This window comes from Antarctobacter sp., assembly GCF_048262615.1.
Lineage (GTDB): Bacteria > Pseudomonadota > Alphaproteobacteria > Rhodobacterales > Rhodobacteraceae > Antarctobacter.
In genome coordinates this window covers 13,329-30,570 of sequence record NZ_JBLXFB010000015.1, presented here as the reverse complement: position 1 = coordinate 30,570, position 17,242 = coordinate 13,329, and the positions used below count along the sequence as shown (strand labels likewise).

Below are 17,242 nucleotides of genomic sequence, written 5' to 3'. Positions count from 1 at the left end.
TCTGCACCAGCCGGCAGAGCGGCACCGATGCGATGGTCAGGACGGCTTGGACGCAAGCGCCAGCAGGCCCTGACGGATCGCGCCGTCCACCAGAAGTTCGGCACCGTTCACGTAGCCCGCACGCGGGCTGGCAAGGAACAGCACCGCCTCGGCGATGTCCCGAGGCTGACCGACACGCCCCATCGGAACGCTGCGGTTCCGATGGGCCGCGATCGCGGGGTCCGCGAAACTCGCCTGGTTCAGCGCGGTCTGGATGATGCCGGGATGCACGGCGTTGCACCGCACGCCATGCGGCCCAAGCTCGGCGGCGAGCAACTTGGTCATCATCGCCGCACCGGCCTTGGCGATGCCGTAGTTCCCGGAATTCGGCAGGGCGGTTTCCGCGGTGATGGACACGACATTCACGATGGCTCCGCTGCCGCGACGGGTCATCTGGCCGCCGAAGGCCTGCGCACACAGGAAATAGCCCCGCAGGTTGATATTCATCAGGCGATCCCAGTCCGCGACCGGCAGGTCCATGAGCGGTCCGCCCCGCCCGAGGATTCCGGCATTGTTGACCAGAACCCCGACCGCGCCGAACCGTGCCTCGACAGCGCGCCGCGCGGCGTCGATGCTCTGCGGGTCGGCGGTGTCGCAACGGATGGCAACCCCCTCTGCCCCGGCTTCGTCTGCCAGCCTGACAGTCTCTGCCGCGCCGCTCTCGTCCACGTCCAGTACCGCCACCCGCGCGCCTTCGCGGGCAAAGGCCAGGGCGATGCCGCGGCCAATGCCGCTGGCGCCGCCGGTCACAACGCAGACCTGTCCAGCCAGCCCATATGCGTTTTCCTGTGTCATTGGTCGAACACCCTTGGCAGATAGAGAACGATTTCGGGAAAGGCGATCAGCAGGATCACGATCATCAGGTCGGCGAGCAGGAAATAGGCCACCCCGCGAAAGATCGTGCCGATGGGCACGGCGTCGCCAACCACGCTTTTCAGGACAAAGACGTTCAGGCCCACCGGCGGCGTGATCATCCCGATCTCCAGCAGCTTGGCCAGAATGACGCCGAACCAAAGCAGGTCCAGTCCCTGATCGCGCATCACCGGCAGAAGGATCGGCATGGTCAGCAGCATCGCACCCAGCGGATCGAGGAACATGCCCAGCACGAGATAGAGCAGGACAATCATCCCCATCAGCAGCACAAAGTTCGAAGCGAACAGCCCCACAAGGTCGGAAATCCAGACATCCGCCTGCGAAATCGCGACGAAGCGGCCCAGCAGGTTGGCCCCGATCGCGATCACAAAGATCGCGGCTGTGGTGGTGATGGTCTCGGACACGGACGCCTTGATTGCCCGCCAGGTCAGCCCGCCCTTGAAGAAGGCAATGACCGCGCAGATCGCCGCGCCCACCGCCCCGGCTTCGGTCGCGGTAAAGAAACCGCCGAACAGGCCGCCGAAAACCAGCAAGGCCAAAAGCAGGATCGGAGAAATCTCCAGCAGCACCGCCATGCGCTGTCGCGCGGTGTAGGTTTCATCCAGCGTTGGCACCAGGCCCGGCGTCAGTTTGGCCCGGATCAGGATGACCGCGACATAGGACAAGGCCGTCAGCAGCCCGGCGATGGCACCGCCCAGAAAGAGGTCGCCGATGGGGACCACTGCGATGATGCCATAGATGATGAACAGGATGCTGGGCGGGATCAGCGCGCCGATGGTGCCAGCAGCGGCCACCGTGCCGGTGGCAAGCCCGGCATCGTAGCGGTTCTTCAGCATCTCGGGCACCGCGATCCGGCCCATCGCCGCGGCGCAGGCCACCGACGATCCGGTGACCGCCGCAAAACCGGACGCCCCCATCACCGACGCGATGGCCAGCCCGCCGGGCAGCCGCGCCAGCCAGATGCGGGCGGCGTTGAACAGGCCCCTCGTGATGCCGGTGTGATAGGCCAGGTAGCCCATCAGCAGGAACATCGGCACCGAACTGAGCAGCCAGTTGGCGGCAAAGGAATAGGGGATCACCTTCAGCGCGCCGACCGCCGCCTTGAAGTTGATCAGATACCAGATGCCGAAGAACGGCACCCCTGTCAGGGCCACGGCGATGGGCACACGCAGTGCGATCAGGAGAAACAGGACGCCGATGGCCATCGCACCGATCTGGGGATCAGTCATGCATCACCTGCTCGAATTTCTCGGTCTCGGACTCCGCGTCGATGGTGCCGTCATCGCCATCCTGACCGGTGAGGTATTTCAGAAAATTCAGCACCATGTAGACGGCGCCAAAGCCATAGCCGAGGGGCATGGCGAAATAGCCGTACCAGGTGGAAAAGCGAATGCCGCCCTCGATCACGAACTTGCCCAGACGGTACTGGGTAACGGCCTCTTGCCAACTGGCCCAGGCGACCAGACCAAAGATCGAGGCCGACACCAGAAGGGTCCAGGCGTAGAGATGGCGCTGCGCCCTTGCGGGCAGCAGCCCGGTGATCACGTCGACGCTGATATAGCTCTTCTGCAATTCGACCAGAGCCAGCGGCAGACAGACGATCAGCACCATGTAATAGTTCGACACAAAGACAATGGTGCCGGTGGGCGCCTTCTTGAACAGCCCCCGCATGACCACGTCGGTGGTGACATGGATCATCAACGACACCACGGCGATCCCGGCGATCACCGCCAGGACCAGCGTCAGAAAATCCACCACGCGCGCCATTCGCCGCATCGTTCTCTTGCCCCTTGTGAAAAGCTATCGGCCCCGGCCGGGGCGGGCGCGCCGGGTGTGACGCGCCCGCCCTGTCCTGCGGGGATCAGTCCATGCCGTAGGTCGCCGCGTCGATCTTGGAGTAGATCTCGTCACGGTAGAGTTGCGCCAGCGCCTCGGTGTCGCCGCGCTTGATGTCCTTGGTCAGACCCTTCCACTTTTCGATCAAAGCGCGCGCGGTGGCGAGCTTTTCAGCAGCGTTCTCGACCCCGTAGTTCTTCGACATTTCCATCTCGATCGTGGCAAGGTCAGCCTCGGCGAACTCCACGGTCTTGGCCACGATATCGTCGGAGGCCTCGATGATCTCGTGCTTGCCGCCCTCGACGGTGGCGTCGTAGCCGACCTTGTCGAATTCGGAATAGGCCATCACCGACGCGGCCGAGCCGTAGGCCGCGGCATTCAGCGCCGCGGCACGCTGTTCGGCGCTCAGCGCCTGCCAGCTGTCACGGTTGAAATTGGCGAATCCCAAAGAGGCATAGACCCCGCCGGGCGCCCCGATCACCACCGCATTGGTCACTTCGATATGCTTCTGGCCGTAGAAATCCGCCAGACCGATGGTCGTGCAATCCAGCAAACCCTTGCTCAGCCCGTCGTAGGTTTCATTGCCGGGCATCTGGACCGGAACGCCGCCCAGATACTCTGTCCAGCGGGTGAAATTGGCTGCGCCCGTACGAATGCGCTTGCCCTGAAAGTCGTCCAGAGAGCGGATCGGGGCCGTGCAGGCCAGAACGTAGTCTTGCGACGAGGTGCCGCTGGTAAAGACATGGTTCTGCGCCTTCATCTGCGCCTGACACTCGGGGCAGTGCAGCATGATGTATTCCATTGTCGCGCCGTTCATGCTGGCGCCGGGCACTTCGAGCGCCTCGCCGATCTCGCCGGTGGTGGCCAGCAGCGACAGGTTCGCGATCAGGATCGATTCGGAAAACTCGGCCGGTGTGTAGGGCAGGACGACAAAGCCGATATCGGCCAGGCCGTCGCGCACGCCGGGCGTGGTCTCGCCCAGTGTCAAAAGCGACCCGGAGGTAAACAGTTTGCCCGGTACGCCGGCTTCGCCGAGCGTGTCTACAAAGGCCTTCGTGGCCTCGTAGGTGGCGTAGCTTTCGGGTTGCCCGAAAGTAAAGCGCAGATCGGCCGCAGCCTGACTGGCGGCCAGTCCGAACGCCGCAACACTTGCCACAGCAAGGCCCCATGTCGGATTCGTGTTAGTCATCGGAAAGGTCCTCCCCTTAAATTTCCTTTAGATCAACACAATGGTTTAGTGCGCGTCAAGAAAATCCAACGTGATGCATTCATTTAAATGGTTTGACGTTGCGGGCGTGCGGCGGTAGCTTCCCCTGAAACCGCCCGCCCCAAGCAGACAACATGGATACCGCATGACCTCCCACCCCGGATCGAAAGACTTTGGCGGCGCGCGTTTTGGCGTCGGTCAATCCGCCCCCCGGAAGGAAGACCCCACCCTCTTGCGGGGTGAGGGCCGCTACACCGATGATCTTGGGGCCGAAGGGCAAGTTCATCTGGCCGTGGTCCGCAGCCCGGTCGCCCATGGCATCCTGCGCGGGGTGGACATTTCCACAGCGGCGGACATGGCGGGTGTGCTTGGCGTCTGGACCGGGGGTGATCTGAAGGCGGCCGGATATGGCTGGGCGCAGAGCTGGTTCAAGTTCGAGAACCGCGACGGCACCCCCTACCGCCAGCCCGAACGCTGCGCCGCCGCCACGGACCGCGTGCGTTTCGTCGGCGAGGCGGTCGCTTTCGTCGTCGCGGAAACCGCGGCGCAGGCCAAGGACGCCGCCGAGGCGGTAGAGATGGATATTGAAGAGCTGCCGCCGGTCCTGAACATGACGCGGGCCGACGCGCCCGATGCGCCGCAGCTTTTCGAAAACGTGCCGGACAACGTGGCCTTCGACTATCATGTGGGCGACAGCGACGCGGTCGCGGCTGCCTTTGCCGGCGCGACCCATGTCGGCACGGTCGACCTGATCGAATCCCGCGTGATCATCAACCCGATGGAACTGCGCGCCTATCTGGCCGAATACGACGCGGCCAGCGATCATTTCACCCTCAGGACCCAGTCGCAGGGCGTGTTCCAGATGCGCAACAACCTTGCGGATTTCATGGGGATCGACCGGGACAGGCTGACCGTGCTGACCGGCCATGTCGGCGGCTCGTTCGGGATGCGGATGATGCCCTTCCCCGAGCAGCTTTTCGTCCTGCATGCCGCGCGCGCATTGCAGCGTCCCGTCAGGTTCCTGGAAGAGCGCACCCCGAGTTTCCTGACCGACACCCATGGCCGCGCCGCCAGCTTTCGCGCCGAACTGGCGATCGACGACGCCGGGCGGATGCTGGCGATGCGGATCGGCGGCCATGCCGACATGGGCGCCTACCTGACCGAGGCGGCGATCGGGATGCCCACCATGAACGTGCTGATCAACGGCTGTTCCATGTACCGGCTGCCGTTGATGGAGGTCTCGACCAAATGCGTCATGACCAACCTGCCGCCCATCGGCGCCTATCGCGGCGCGGGGCGGCAATTGGGCAATTACATCACCGAGCGGGTGCTGGACGCCACCGCGCGCGTCTCGGGCATTGACCGGATCGCATTGCGCCGCATCAACCAGTTGCGCCCTGACGAGCTTCCCTACACGGCCCAATCCGGGCTGACCTACGATTGCGGCGATTTCACCGCCCTGATGGATCAGGCGCTGGACGCTGCCGATGCCGATGGGTTCGAGGCACGCCGCGCCGAGGCCGCCAAGGCGGGCAAACTGCGCGGACTGGGTGTGGGCTGTTATCTTGAGGCCAGCTCTGCCGGGACGGTCGAGATGGGCGGCATCCGGTTCGAGGAAAACGGGGATGTGACCTTTATCACCGGCACGCTCGATTACGGGCAGGGCCATGCCAGCACCTATGCGCAGATCCTGTGTGACCAACTTGGCCTGCCTTTCGACCGCATCCGGCTCTTGCAGGGCAACAGCGACGAGTTGCTGTTCGGCGGCGGCTCTGGCGGGTCGCGGTCGACCATCGCCTCGGGCACGGCTGCGGTACAGGCCAGCGCCAGGGTCCGTGAAACCGCGCTACAGCTTGCGGGCTGGGCGCTGGACACCACCGCCAACGACATCGAGTTCCGCGACGGTCGTGTCGTGGTTGTCAGCACCGGCGAGGGCATCGACCTGATCGATCTGGCGCGCCGGGTGCGCGAGGCCGATACCCTGCCCGAGGGCCTTCCCAAAACGCTCGATGTCTCGCTGGTCACCGAGGGGGCTGCGATCACCTTTCCCAACGGCTGCCATGTCTGCGAAATCGAAATCGAAGAGGCCACCGGCACGGCCCGCGTGGTGCGCTACACCGCGGTGAACGACATGGGCGTGGTGGTCAACCCGATGCTGCTGGAGGGTCAGGTCCATGGCGGCGTGACGCAGGGCATCGGCCAGTGCCTGCTGGAAAACGTCGTCTACGACGGTGACGGCCAATTGCTGTCGGGATCGTTCACCGACTATTGCATGCCCCGCGCCGATGACGTGCCGATGTACGCTGTTCACCACCACAACGTGCCCACCGGCAGCAATCCTCTGGGGGTCAAGGGCGTTGGCGAGTCCGGCTGCGCCGGTTCGCACACCAGCGTGATGAGCGCCGTGATCGACGCGCTGTCACCGCTGGGGATCACCGCGATCGACATGCCGGCGACGCCGGAGAAACTCTGGCGCGCGATCCGCGACGCCCGACAGAATGCCGCCTGAGCCAAGCGCACGGGCGCCGAAGACTGGAGAGACAAGAATGCCGAATGTATCAATGACCGTGAACGGAAGCCCGGTTTCCGGCGAGGTCGAGGGCCGCACCCTTCTGGTGCATTTCCTGCGGGAAAATCTGCGCCTGACCGGCACCCATGTGGGGTGCGACACCAGCCAGTGCGGCGCATGCGTGGTGATCGTCGACGGAGAGGCGGTCAAGGCCTGCACCACGCTCGCCCTGCGCTGTGAAGGCGCGGATGTGACCACGATCGAGGGGCTTGCAGATGCGGACGACCTGCATCCGATGCAGGCCGCGTTTCGCGACAACCACGGTCTGCAATGTGGCTTCTGCACGCCCGGCATGGTCATGGCGGCGGTCGATCTGGTCCGGCGCAAAGGCCCCGACCTGGACGAAGCGACCGTACGGCATGAGCTGGAAGGCAATATCTGCCGCTGCACCGGCTACCACAATATCGTCAAGTCGATCATCGCCGGCGCTGCCGCGATGGGCAAGCAGGCATAGGGGGCCGATCCGATGTACAATTTCGACTATACCCGTGCAGGCTCGGCCGAACAGGCCGCGCAGATTCTGACCGATGACGAAGATGCAACCCTGATCGCGGGCGGTCAGACCCTGATCCCGACACTGAAGCAGCGGCTCGCCGCGCCCAGCAAGCTGGTGGACATCAGCGGTATCGACGATCTTCGCGGGATCACGCGCGAGGGCGACAGGCTGGCCATCGGCGCCATGACCCGTCACGCCGAGGTGCAAACCTCGGATATCGTGCGCGACGCCATTCCCGGACTGGCCGAGCTTGCCGGTCTGATCGGCGATCCACATGTGCGCCATCGCGGCACGCTGGGTGGTTCTGTCGCCAACAACGACCCGGCCGCGGATTACCCCGCCGCCCTGCTTGCGCTTGGCGCGACGGTCACCACAAACAAGCGCGAGATTGTCGCCGACGACTTTTTTGTCGGCCTGTTTGAGACCGCGCTCGACGAAGGCGAGATCGTCACCCGTGTCAGCTTTCCGATCCCCAAGGCCATGGCCTATGCCAAACACCGCAATCCGGCGTCACGCTATGCGCTGGCCGGGGTCTGCGTGGCACGCCTGGACCAAGGCGTTCGGGTCGCGGTGATCGGCTCGGGCCAGGACGGGGTGTTCCGCTGGGAAGCCGCCGAACAGGCGCTGACCGCGGATTTCTCGACCGGCGCGCTGGACGGGATCGAGGTCGACCCCGACACGCTGATGTCGGACATTCATGGCCAGGCCGATTACCGCGCGAACCTGATCCGCGTCATGACCCTTCAGGCCGTGGGCCGGTTGCAGGGCTGACCTGTCAGGGGGGGCGTCCAACGACGCTCCCCGCCCCCGTTCAGCCCCGCGCCTTTACCGCTTCCTCGAAATTGGCAAAGAACTGGTCCGCCATCTTCTTGGCGACCCCGCCCACCAGGCGGTTGCCGATCTGCGCCAGCTTGCCACCGACCTTGGCCGATGCCTCGTATTTCAGAAGCGTCCCGCCCTCTGCCTCTTCCAGCCGCACCGTGGCACCACCTTCGGCAAAGCCAGCCACGCCGCCCTCGCCCGAGCCGACGATGCGGTAGCCGTTGGGAGGGTCCATGTCTTCCAGCGTCACAGCACCCTTGAAGCGCGCCTTGACGGGCCCGATCTTGACCCGCGCGACGGCTGCAAAACCGTTGTCAGACGTGCGCTCAAGCTCTTCGCAACCCGGAATGCAGGCTTGCAGCACCTCCGGGTCGTTCAGCATCTCCCAAACCACCGCCTTCTCGGCGGGCAGCAGCGCCTCGCCGCTCATGTCGATTGCCATTTTACGTCTCCTCGGGGGCAAATGCGCAATGCGGACTGGAAAGCCGCCCGACATTCCACTAAACAATTTAGATGATAATATGCCACCCGACGGTCCGTTTCGCAAGCTGAAGCGGCCCGGTTCAACCATTGTCCGGCGGGGCATCCACCGGCTTTTCAGAGGATAAGACATGAGCAAGATCGAAGACGGCCGCAAGATCATCGCGGAACTGATGGGCGAAGAGTTTCTGGAAAAGAAGCTGGCCTCGCGCAACGAGTTCAACGAGGCCGTGCAGGACTATGCCGACGAGGTCTGCTTTGGCACGGTCTGGGCGCGCCCCGGCATTGACCGCAAGCAGCGCAGCATCCTCAACATCGCCATGCTGGTGGCGCTGGGACGGCCAAACCAGTTGCGCAGCCATGTGCTGGGCGCCATCAACAACGGCTGCACCAAAGACGAGCTGAAGGAAATCATCCTGCATTGCGCCGTCTATGCCGGGCTGCCCGCGGCCATCGACGGCTTTCGTGTGGCCGAAGAAGTCCTGCGCGAAAAAGGCATGATGGAGTAAACCGGATGAAGATCTGGGCCATGACCGCCCCGAAGAAACCTCTGGAACGGATCGAGGTCGCGGATCCGACCCCGACCGGGACCGAGGTGATCGTCAGGACGACCCATTGCGGACTGTGCCATTCCGACCTGCATTTGTGGGAGGGCGAGTACAACCTTGGCGGCGGCAAGCGGATGAACATCCTCGAACGCGGGGTGTCCTTCCCGCGCGCGCCCAGCCACGAGATCGCCGGGACCGTGGTTGCCATCGGCCCCGATGCCACCGGCGTTGCCATCGGCGACACACGGATCGTCTACCCCTGGATCGGCTGCGGCCATTGCGACCGCTGCCGGGACGGAGAGGAAAACCTCTGCGCCACGATGAAGCCGATCGGGGTCATCACCCATGGCGGCATGGCCGAACAGGTGGTGGTGCCGCATCCGCGTTACCTCGTTGATCCGGGCACCCTCGATCCCGGTCTCGCCGCGACCTACGCCTGCTCGGGCATCACCGTGAACGGCGCCATTCGCAAGCTGGAAATCCGCGATCCATCCTCGCCGGTGGTGCTGGTCGGGGCGGGCGGGCTTGGCCTTGCGGCGGTGGCGATGCTGCGCGCCAAGGGGCACCGGACCATCGTGGTCGTCGACGTGAACCCGGACAAGCAGCAGGCCGCGCTGGAGGCCGGGGCCACCACCTTTGTCGATGGCGCGACCGCGGACCTGACCGGCGCGCTGCGCGCAGCCGCAGGCGGTCCGCTTCTCTATGCCGTGGATTTCGTCAACACCGACACCACCGCGCGGGCCGTGTTCGACAGTCTCGGGAAAGGCGGCCGGATGGTCATGGTGGGCGTCGCCGGGGGCGAATTGACGCTCTCGCTGGCGGGAATGGTCTTTGTGCCGCGCACCGTCATGGGCACTGCCATGGGCAGCATCCAGGACCTGAAAGACGTGGTGGCCCTTGCCCAGACCGGCAAGCTTGCCCCCGTCCCGACCGAGCGCATGCCGATCGACCGGGTGAACGAGGCCTTCGACCGGCTGAAGGATGGCCGCGTCACCGGACGGATCGTGCTGGAATACGACTGAACGGCCAGCATGTCTGGCACAGGACACTCCGGGCAGAGGCCGCTCTGCCCGGTTTTTTCGTGTCGCCCGACGCCTCAGTTCATCTGGTTGGGCAACCAGAGCGAGATCTGCGGAAAGCCGATCAGCAGCGCCAGCACAACGATCTCGACCGCGATGAACCAAAGCACGCCCTTGAACACGACACCCAGACTGACCGCCCCCCGCATCAACGAGTTGATGACAAAGACGTTCAGCCCGAAGGGCGGCGTGATCAGCCCGATTTCCAGCAATTTCACCACCAGCACACCGAACCAGATCAGGTCGATATTTGCGCCATCCAGCAAAGGCATCAGGATCGGCAGGGTCAGCAGCATGATGCCCAGGGCGTCGATGAACATGCCCAGCACCAGATACAGCAGCGAGATGACAAGGATCAGGACAAGCGGATCCGCCCCGATGTCGAGAATGTTGCGCGCGATGGTGGTCGGAAGGCCCGCCAGCCCCATGAAGGTGGTGAACATGCTGGCGCCCATGGCGATGACGAACAGCGCCGAGGTGCCAAGGGCGGTTTCCTTCAATGCCGTGATCATGATGCCCGGCGTCATGGCGCGTCGTAACAATGCGATCAGCGTGGCCAGCGCGGCACCGACGGCCCCGGCTTCGGTCGGCGTCATGATCCCGGCATAAATGCCGCCGATCACGCCGATCACCAGCACCGGAAGCGGCCAGGATTCGTAGATCGCGGCGCGGAATTCGCCCGGTGCCAGCGTGTCGTTCGTGCTGGGGGCCAGACTTGGCGTGATGCGCACCCGCGTGACAATCATCACGATATACAGCAGCGCCGTCAGGATGCCCGGCAGAAATCCGGCCAGGAACAGCTTGCCGATGGGTGCCTGGGTGAACACCCCGTAGATCACCATGATCACCGAGGGCGGGATCAGCGACCCCAGCGTTCCCGCCGCCGCGACACAGCCGGTGGCCAGCCCGTAGTCGTAGCCCGCCTTGCGCATCTCGGGGATAGCGATCTTGCCCATGCCGGCGGCGGTCGCCACCGAAGATCCGGACGCCGCAGCGAACAGGGCGCAGGCCCCGACAGTGGAACAGGCCAGACCGCCCGGAACCCGGTGCAACATGACGCGCATCATCCGGAACAGGCCGGTCGTCAGCCCGGCGTTGCTGGCGATATAGCCCATCAGCAGGAACATCGGGATGGCGCTGAACGACCAGTTCGCGATGAACTGGTAGGGGACGGCCTTCAGCATCCCAAAGGCGGCATTGATGTTGGTCATGGCCCAGAGGCCAACGAAAGAGGTGGTCGCCAGCGCCACGCCGATGGGCATCCGGCACAGGACCAGCAAAAAGGTCACGGCGACGCCGATCAGGCCGATGTCGAACCTATCCATGATCCAGTTCCTCGTCGATGTCATGCAGAGCCAGAAGCCGCTCGCGTATCTGCGCCGAGGTCAGGAACCCGTAGAGATACCAGGCGCAGACCAGCCCCGCGAGAACGAAGCCGATGGGCAGGACGAACCGGCTGGGCCAGACGATGACCGCCACCTGCCCCATCAACTGCTCGTTGATGCGCCAGGACTTCATGGCGTCGCCAAAGCCTGTGTAGGCCAGCATGAAGTAGACCGCGGCCGAACCCGTCAGCACCAGCCCCATACAGAAGACCTGCATCCAGCGCGGCATGAACTGGTAGGCGACATCGACGGCAATCGACTGGCGGGTGAGTTCCACCGCCGCGATGGGCAGAAAGACCCCGGCCACCATGTAATAGGCCGAGACCACCTCGAGCGTGCCGGGGATCGGCTTGTTGATCGCGTATTTCAGCGCCACGTCGCTGGCGACATGGATCATCATCGCGAACAGGAACACCCCCGAGATGATCAAGGCCAGCGACGACAGCCGCTCCAGTAGCCACTTCACACTGTCGCCCTCCGTCTTTGGCCCGTCCGGGTCCGCCCCGTCAGGTCCGTTTCATCACGTCTTCGATATCCTCGATGGGAGCCTCGAACGGCGCGACGCCGGCCCGTTCCTGCTGCAACAGCAGGTAGGTCTGCGCGTCCCGCCGTTCCCAACCGCGGTTCATCGCCTCGGTCAGTTCCTCCAGGACCAGGTTGCAAAGCCGCATCGGCACATCCACATCCCGCGCCAGTTGCACGCCCAGCTTGACGTCCTTGTGCATCAGCTGAAGCTCGAAATTGGGCGGGTCCAGCTTGCCCGGCAGCCAGCGCCGCGCGATCAGGTCGAAGGAACGCATCCGTCCATAAGCGCCGCCGCGTATCGCCTCATACAGTTGCAGCGGCTCCAGTCCGGCCTTGACGCCCATGGTCATGCATTCCGCCAGAAGCTGCGTCATGCCGGCGCTGGCAAGGTTGTGCGTCAGCTTGGCCACCGATCCGGCACCGATCTCGCCGATATAGCGCGCCTGATCGGCCATGGCCGCCAGCACCGGCTCGAGCCTGTCGAATGTCGCGCGATCGCCGCCGACCCAGATCGCCAGCTTGCCGCTGGCCGCGCCCGCCGGGCCGCCGCTGACCGGCGCGTCGAAGAACATCACGCCTCTTTGGGCCAGCCGCGCGTGGATGTCGCGCACCACGTCAACCGAATTGGTCGACAGGTCGAACCAGCTTGCACCCTTGGCAAAGCCCTCGACCAGCCCGTTCTCGCCAAAGCCGACCGCCTCGACATCCGCCGGTTTCGGCAACGAGGTGAAGACGACATCGCAGGTCGCCGCCAGCGCCCTGGGCGAGTCCGCCCAGTCCGCGCCCGCGTCAAGAAACGGTCGGGCGGCATCCTGGCTGAGGTCGTGCACCACGAAGGTTTCGGCAACCTTTTGCAAGTTGGCCGCCATGCCGCGACCCATCAGGCCGAGACCGATAAAGCCGATCCGCATGGGCTCAGGCGCCCTTGTACTGATCGTCGGTCACCGGTTCGTACCAGTCCGCCGACTTGCCGTTCAGCACCTCGCCCACGGTCAGGTGGGTCATCGCGCTTTCCAGTCCGCCGCCGTGCCAGTGGCGTTCGCCGGGCTCAAAAAAGACCACGTCACCGACATTCACCACCTCGACAGGTCCGCCCTCGCGCTGGACCCGGCCCGAGCCATGGACGATGATCAGCGTCTGGCCCAGTTCATGACTGTGCCAGTTCGTCCGCGCCTGCGGCTCGAAGGTGACATAGGCCCCCTTGGCGCGGGCTGGCGCATCGGTGGAAAAGCAGACCTCGACCCGGACCTTGCCGGTAAAGGTCTCTGACGAACCCCATGTGGTCTTGGCCGACCCGGCGCGGGTTATCTTCATGACGTCTCTCCTGCGAGTTGTTCGAAATTGTCGGTCCGCGCCAGATCGGCGGGATCGAAGGGATACGGTTCCTCGTGCAGCGCCCAAAGCGTCTGCCCGCCCACCATCACGGCGGGGTAGAGGTTGCGGATCTTCGGGTCATGCCCCGGAATCAGGCGGTGGGCCCCGCCTGACAGCGCCATCAGCCTGCGGTAGCTGTCCAGCGTTGCCACGCTGTCCACCGTCAGGTTGAAAGGCTTCATGTTCAGCACGTTGGCAAAGTAATGCGTGGCGTCAGAGGCCAGCAGAACAGGCCCGCGCGGCGTGTTCACCCGAACCCCCTGCACCGCTGCGCTGTGGCCGGGAAAGACATGCAGCGTCAGGCCCGGCAAAAGGTCGTCGTCGCCGTTGTGAAAGACCACCCGCTCGGCGTAGGTCTTGCGCACCAGCGCCACCACGTCCTCGACGTCAAAGGGGCGGCGGATAAAGGCATCACACATGCAGCGTCCGGTGGCGAATTCGACCTCGCTGTCCTGAATATGGAACCGCGCCTTGCCGAAGCGGTCGATATTTCCGGCGTGATCGAAATGCAGATGCGTGATCACCACGTCCTCGATCTCGTCCGGGTCGATGCCGATCTTGACCAGCGCGTCGATCGGGTCGATGTCCAGCGGCCTGCCACGTTCGCCCGCAGCGCGCGGGCCAAACCCTGTATCCACGATGACGGTGCGGTGCCGGTTGCGCAGAATCCAGATGTTGAAATCCACCGGCATGGGTCCGTCGTGCATGTCCACCATGACGAAGTTGTTGTGCACCCGGCGCCCCGGATCGCGCCCGTAGCACAGCTGATAGACCTGATAAACGTCCTCCGCAGAGCTCTCGAGTTGCGGAAACTCCCCGTCGTGCATTCCGACCTCCCCTTCAGACGCAACAGTCTTGAACTTCAAATCATATAAATCAATATAATGTCAAGTTGGCGTTTGCGGGATACGAAGGGTTGCCCTTTTCAGGCCCCCGCCCTGCCGCAAACGCCATTCGTGAAAAAGGGAAACATCATGGAACAGACTGATCTGGTCACGCGCCGGTTCGACGCCGATCGCGGCATTGCAACGCTGACCTTCAACCGCCCCGAGGTCTTCAACGCGCTCGACATCGCCACCGCCAAGGCCTTTGAGCAGACCGCCCATTGGCTGACGACGCTGACGGGTCTGCGCTGCGTCGTGCTGACCGGTGCGGGCAAGGCCTTTGTCGCGGGGGGCGACGTGGGTGCCTTTGCCGCCGATCCCGACAATGCGGACCGGACATTGTCGCTGATCCTCAAACACATGCACCCGGCCATCCTGACCCTGCGCCGCTTGGACGCCCCCGTCATGACCGCCCTGAACGGGACTGCGGCCGGGGCGGGGTTCGGGCTGGTTCTGGCCTCGGATCACGTCGTGGCCAGCAGCGCCGCGAAACTGGTGCTGGCCTATGACAAGCTGGGCACCTCGCCCGATTGCGGCAGCACCTGGTTCCTGTCCCGCAAGCTGGGGCGGCTGCGCGCTTTCGAACTGATGCTGACGGGCCGCGCGCTCAGCGCCGATGAGGCGCAGGACTGGGGTATCGTGAACGAGGTCGCCCGGATCGAGGATTTCGCGGACGCGGTGCAGGCGCGCGCGCAACGGATCGCTGCGGGCCCGACCCGTGCCTTCGGATTGTTCAAGCGCCTGATGGATGCAGAGCAGCCGCTGGCGGCACAACTGGAAATGGAGCGCGACAGCTTTATGCAGGCCACCGGGACCGAGGATTTCCGGGCCGCCACGCGGGGCTTTGTCGACAAGACCCCGGTGACGTTCAAAGGGCGCTGATCATCCGGCCAGCACACCCTGTGGCAGGTCGATGTCGTAGACCCGGATGGCGGTGCCGTGGAACAGCGCCGCCTTTTCAGAGCCGGACGCCCCGGCCACGCAGAGTTTCAGGGCATTCCACAGCGGCACAAATCCGGCCGAGCGCCCGTCGTTGGGAAAGTTGCTTTCCGCCATGCATCGGTCAAAACCGAACGCGTCGATCACCGTTTCGACATAGGGCGCCCAGGCATCGGCCAAGGTCCGCGAGTTGACCGGCGTTTCGCCAAGGTAGAAGTCGAACCCCCAGTACGAGGTGCCCAGCCCGCCGACTTTGCAGGTTACGTTCGGGCGTTCGGCAAGCGTTCGAATGCCGTCGCGCCAGTCCGCAAAGACCTCGGCCCGAGCCTCGGCAGTGCGCGCCCTGGCCGTCGCCAGACCCATGTGATCCAGCACGATAGGCACGTCAGGGTGCGCATCCGCGATGGCCGCCAGTTGTGGCAGTTGCGGGTGGAGGACAGTGGCGTCAAAGCGCAGGCCGCGTTTGCCCAGCTCCGCCAGAGCCTTTGAGAAACCCGCGCTGCCCAGCAGGTCGGCGGGCGGCTTGTGGGTGAGATAGCGCAGGACATCCGGGTCCGGGTGGGCGAGCGCGATCTGCCGCACGCCGCGGAATCGCTCGGGGGCCGCGGCCAGGGCGCGATCAAGGAACCGGGCGATTCCCTCGCCCAGCGTCATGTCCGCGAATCCGACCATCGCGGCGGCGACGCGCCGAGGCCCGTACTGGCCACTGGCGCTTTGCGCGGCCACGCCGCTGGCGAATTCAACCTCGCCCATGGCCTTCAACACCTCCGGGCCGTCGGCGCGGGCCATGGCCTGCGTCTCGATGTAGACGGATCCGACGATGTTGTGCCCAAGCCCGGCATGCGCTTGATAATCCTCGAACATGTAGCGTAGCGCCGGACGGTCGAACAGATGGTGATGGGCATCGACGATCGGCAGCGACGGATCGACAATCTGTTCTGTTCCGCCCTCGTCGCGTTTCGGAAAACCTGCGGTCTGGATCATGGTGGCCTCCTCGCTGATCGCCAGCCTCATGTATTGCATTCATTTAAATAATTTGCAAAGGTGCAAGTACCGAGGCGCGAGGAACGGAGACGCGCCGCAACAAGACTGGCGCGACCACCGCGCGACATCTGGGAGGATACGTGATGAAACTGACAACCGGACTGGCAACCGCCGCCCTGGCCTGCGGCGCGGGGCTGGCCGCCCCGGCAGGTGCCGAACAACTGACCGTGGCGCATGGCTACGTGCCCGCGCACACCGTTTTCAAGAACGGCATCGAACCTTGGCTGGCCTGCGTCGGGGAAAAGTCGGCGGGCGGCCTCACCTTTGACCATTATCCCTCGGGGCAGATTTCCGGCCACAAGGAATCGATGACCTCGCTGGTCAATGGTCTCGCGGATGTGTCCGCGGTGATCCCCGGTTACGAATCCGGCAAGCTGCCGCTGACCAACATGGGGATGCTGCCGGGCTTTGGCGCGACCGCGACCGCCATGAACACCAGCTACCGGGCCATGCTGGACAACGACAGCGCGCTTGTCGCCGAGTGGGAGGAACAGGGCGTTCACGCCATCATGCCAGTCTTCACCCCGGCCTACCAGATCCTCAGCATGGACGACCCCTGGACAACGATGGAGGCACTGAAAGGCAAGAAGATCCGCGCCGGTGGCGGGACGGCTGTGCTGGCCGTCGCCTCGGTCGACGCGGTCCCGGTCGAAATGGCCTCGCCCGACATGTTTGTCGCCCTCCAGCGCGGCACCATGGACGCGACGATCCTGTCGCTGACCAGCGCACCCGCCTATGGCCTGCCCGATATCCTGAAATCCGCCTCCACCAACGGCAGCTTCGGCTCTGGCATGGCGGTCTGGGCGATGAGCAAGGAAAAATACGATTCGCTGGCCCCCGAGTTGCAGGCAGCCATCGACGATTGTGGCCGGGAAATCGAGGTCTCGATGGGCGCGGCGGTCGACGACGAAAACGAGAAGCTGAAGGAAGAATTCGTCTCCAAGGGGATCACAACCTACGAATTTCCGCCCGACGTGCTGGCGCAGATCAATGAGCGTCTGGCGACCGTGGGCGAAGAATACGTCACCAAGCTGGAAGATCGCGGTGTCGACAAGGCCCGCGAGACCTATGAGACCTATCGCGGCCTGCTGAAGTAACAGGCTCCGCCATGGTGGATGAAACGGTCGGGCGGGCGCCCGACC

18 protein-coding genes are annotated in these 17,242 nt (G+C 64.4%); 7 read left to right on the top strand and 11 right to left on the bottom strand.

The features are described 5' to 3' along the window. Positions 1-36 precede the first annotated feature (36 nt). The 4 genes from ACN0S5_RS15930 to ACN0S5_RS15915 all read right to left on the bottom strand — a co-directional run bounded on the left by ACN0S5_RS15930 (position 37) and on the right by ACN0S5_RS15915 (position 3,937). The gene (locus ACN0S5_RS15930) at positions 37-834 is read right to left on the bottom strand and encodes an SDR family NAD(P)-dependent oxidoreductase (RefSeq protein WP_417209723.1); all 798 of its coding nucleotides are present in this window, start codon (positions 832-834) and stop codon (positions 37-39) included. Next, positions 831-2,141 (bottom strand): TRAP transporter large permease, encoded by a 1,311-nt coding sequence (locus tag ACN0S5_RS15925; protein WP_417209722.1) that lies wholly within the window; start codon positions 2,139-2,141, stop codon positions 831-833. The genes ACN0S5_RS15930 and ACN0S5_RS15925 overlap by 4 nt, the downstream gene beginning before the upstream one ends. Continuing rightward, positions 2,134-2,679, bottom strand: a complete 546-nt coding sequence (locus tag ACN0S5_RS15920) for a TRAP transporter small permease (protein WP_417209721.1) — start codon at positions 2,677-2,679, stop codon at positions 2,134-2,136. The genes ACN0S5_RS15925 and ACN0S5_RS15920 overlap by 8 nt, the downstream gene beginning before the upstream one ends. A 94-nt stretch (positions 2,680-2,773) precedes the next feature. Beyond that, complete coding sequence (locus tag ACN0S5_RS15915) at positions 2,774-3,937, bottom strand: hypothetical protein (RefSeq protein ID WP_417209720.1); 1,164 nt, start codon at positions 3,935-3,937, stop codon at positions 2,774-2,776. 163 nt (positions 3,938-4,100) lie between these two features. On the opposite strand from ACN0S5_RS15915, the gene ACN0S5_RS15910 reads away from it, so the two are divergent. The 3 genes from ACN0S5_RS15910 to ACN0S5_RS15900 are packed head-to-tail and all read left to right on the top strand — an operon-like array spanning position 4,101 to position 7,791. Then, the gene (locus tag ACN0S5_RS15910; protein WP_417209719.1) at positions 4,101-6,464 is read left to right on the top strand and encodes a xanthine dehydrogenase family protein molybdopterin-binding subunit; all 2,364 of its coding nucleotides are present in this window, start codon (positions 4,101-4,103) and stop codon (positions 6,462-6,464) included. Positions 6,465-6,501: 37 nt separating this feature from the next. After that, the gene (locus ACN0S5_RS15905) at positions 6,502-6,978 is read left to right on the top strand and encodes a (2Fe-2S)-binding protein (protein WP_417209718.1); all 477 of its coding nucleotides are present in this window, start codon (positions 6,502-6,504) and stop codon (positions 6,976-6,978) included. 12 nt (positions 6,979-6,990) lie between these two features. Beyond that, positions 6,991-7,791, top strand: coding sequence for an FAD binding domain-containing protein (locus tag ACN0S5_RS15900; protein ID WP_417209717.1), 801 nt, complete (start codon positions 6,991-6,993; stop codon positions 7,789-7,791). Between the two features lie 40 nt (positions 7,792-7,831). Here the strand turns inward: ACN0S5_RS15900 and ACN0S5_RS15895 are convergent, their stop codons facing one another. Further along, the gene (locus tag ACN0S5_RS15895; protein ID WP_417209716.1) at positions 7,832-8,284 is read right to left on the bottom strand and encodes a CoxG family protein; all 453 of its coding nucleotides are present in this window, start codon (positions 8,282-8,284) and stop codon (positions 7,832-7,834) included. A gap of 169 nt (positions 8,285-8,453) precedes the next feature. Between ACN0S5_RS15895 and ACN0S5_RS15890 the strand changes: the two genes are divergently transcribed. Both ACN0S5_RS15890 and ACN0S5_RS15885 read left to right on the top strand, forming a co-directional pair. Beyond that, positions 8,454-8,831, top strand: a complete 378-nt coding sequence (locus tag ACN0S5_RS15890; protein ID WP_417209715.1) for a carboxymuconolactone decarboxylase family protein — start codon at positions 8,454-8,456, stop codon at positions 8,829-8,831. A gap of 5 nt (positions 8,832-8,836) precedes the next feature. Next, positions 8,837-9,892, top strand: a complete 1,056-nt coding sequence (locus tag ACN0S5_RS15885; protein WP_417209714.1) for an alcohol dehydrogenase — start codon at positions 8,837-8,839, stop codon at positions 9,890-9,892. A gap of 74 nt (positions 9,893-9,966) precedes the next feature. Here ACN0S5_RS15885 and ACN0S5_RS15880 read toward each other — a convergent pair whose 3' ends face one another. Genes ACN0S5_RS15880 through ACN0S5_RS15860 form a run of 5 tightly spaced genes read right to left on the bottom strand, consistent with a single transcriptional unit; the run spans position 9,967 to position 14,060 of the window. Continuing rightward, on the bottom strand, positions 9,967-11,274 hold the full coding sequence (locus tag ACN0S5_RS15880; protein WP_417209713.1) for a TRAP transporter large permease: 1,308 nt from the start codon (positions 11,272-11,274) through the stop codon (positions 9,967-9,969). Next, a complete protein-coding gene (locus tag ACN0S5_RS15875; RefSeq protein ID WP_417209712.1) occupies positions 11,267-11,800 on the bottom strand; it encodes a TRAP transporter small permease in 534 nt (177 codons plus the stop codon). Before ACN0S5_RS15875 ends, ACN0S5_RS15880 begins: the two co-directional genes overlap by 8 nt. Positions 11,801-11,840: 40 nt before the next feature. Further along, complete coding sequence (locus ACN0S5_RS15870; protein ID WP_417209711.1) at positions 11,841-12,770, bottom strand: NAD(P)-dependent oxidoreductase; 930 nt, start codon at positions 12,768-12,770, stop codon at positions 11,841-11,843. 4 nt (positions 12,771-12,774) lie between these two features. Further along, positions 12,775-13,173, bottom strand: a complete 399-nt coding sequence (locus ACN0S5_RS15865) for a cupin domain-containing protein (RefSeq protein ID WP_417209710.1) — start codon at positions 13,171-13,173, stop codon at positions 12,775-12,777. Continuing rightward, complete coding sequence (locus ACN0S5_RS15860) at positions 13,170-14,060, bottom strand: N-acyl homoserine lactonase family protein (RefSeq protein WP_417209709.1); 891 nt, start codon at positions 14,058-14,060, stop codon at positions 13,170-13,172. The genes ACN0S5_RS15865 and ACN0S5_RS15860 overlap by 4 nt, the downstream gene beginning before the upstream one ends. A 147-nt stretch (positions 14,061-14,207) precedes the next feature. On the opposite strand from ACN0S5_RS15860, the gene ACN0S5_RS15855 reads away from it, so the two are divergent. Continuing rightward, positions 14,208-14,999, top strand: a complete 792-nt coding sequence (locus ACN0S5_RS15855; protein ID WP_417209708.1) for an enoyl-CoA hydratase/isomerase family protein — start codon at positions 14,208-14,210, stop codon at positions 14,997-14,999. Here ACN0S5_RS15855 and ACN0S5_RS15850 read toward each other — a convergent pair whose 3' ends face one another. Continuing rightward, complete coding sequence (locus tag ACN0S5_RS15850) at positions 15,000-16,040, bottom strand: amidohydrolase family protein (RefSeq protein WP_417209707.1); 1,041 nt, start codon at positions 16,038-16,040, stop codon at positions 15,000-15,002. Between the two features lie 143 nt (positions 16,041-16,183). On the opposite strand from ACN0S5_RS15850, the gene dctP reads away from it, so the two are divergent. Continuing rightward, the gene (gene dctP, locus ACN0S5_RS15845) at positions 16,184-17,197 is read left to right on the top strand and encodes a TRAP transporter substrate-binding protein DctP (RefSeq protein WP_417209706.1); all 1,014 of its coding nucleotides are present in this window, start codon (positions 16,184-16,186) and stop codon (positions 17,195-17,197) included. The last annotated feature ends 45 nt before the right edge of the window (positions 17,198-17,242 follow it).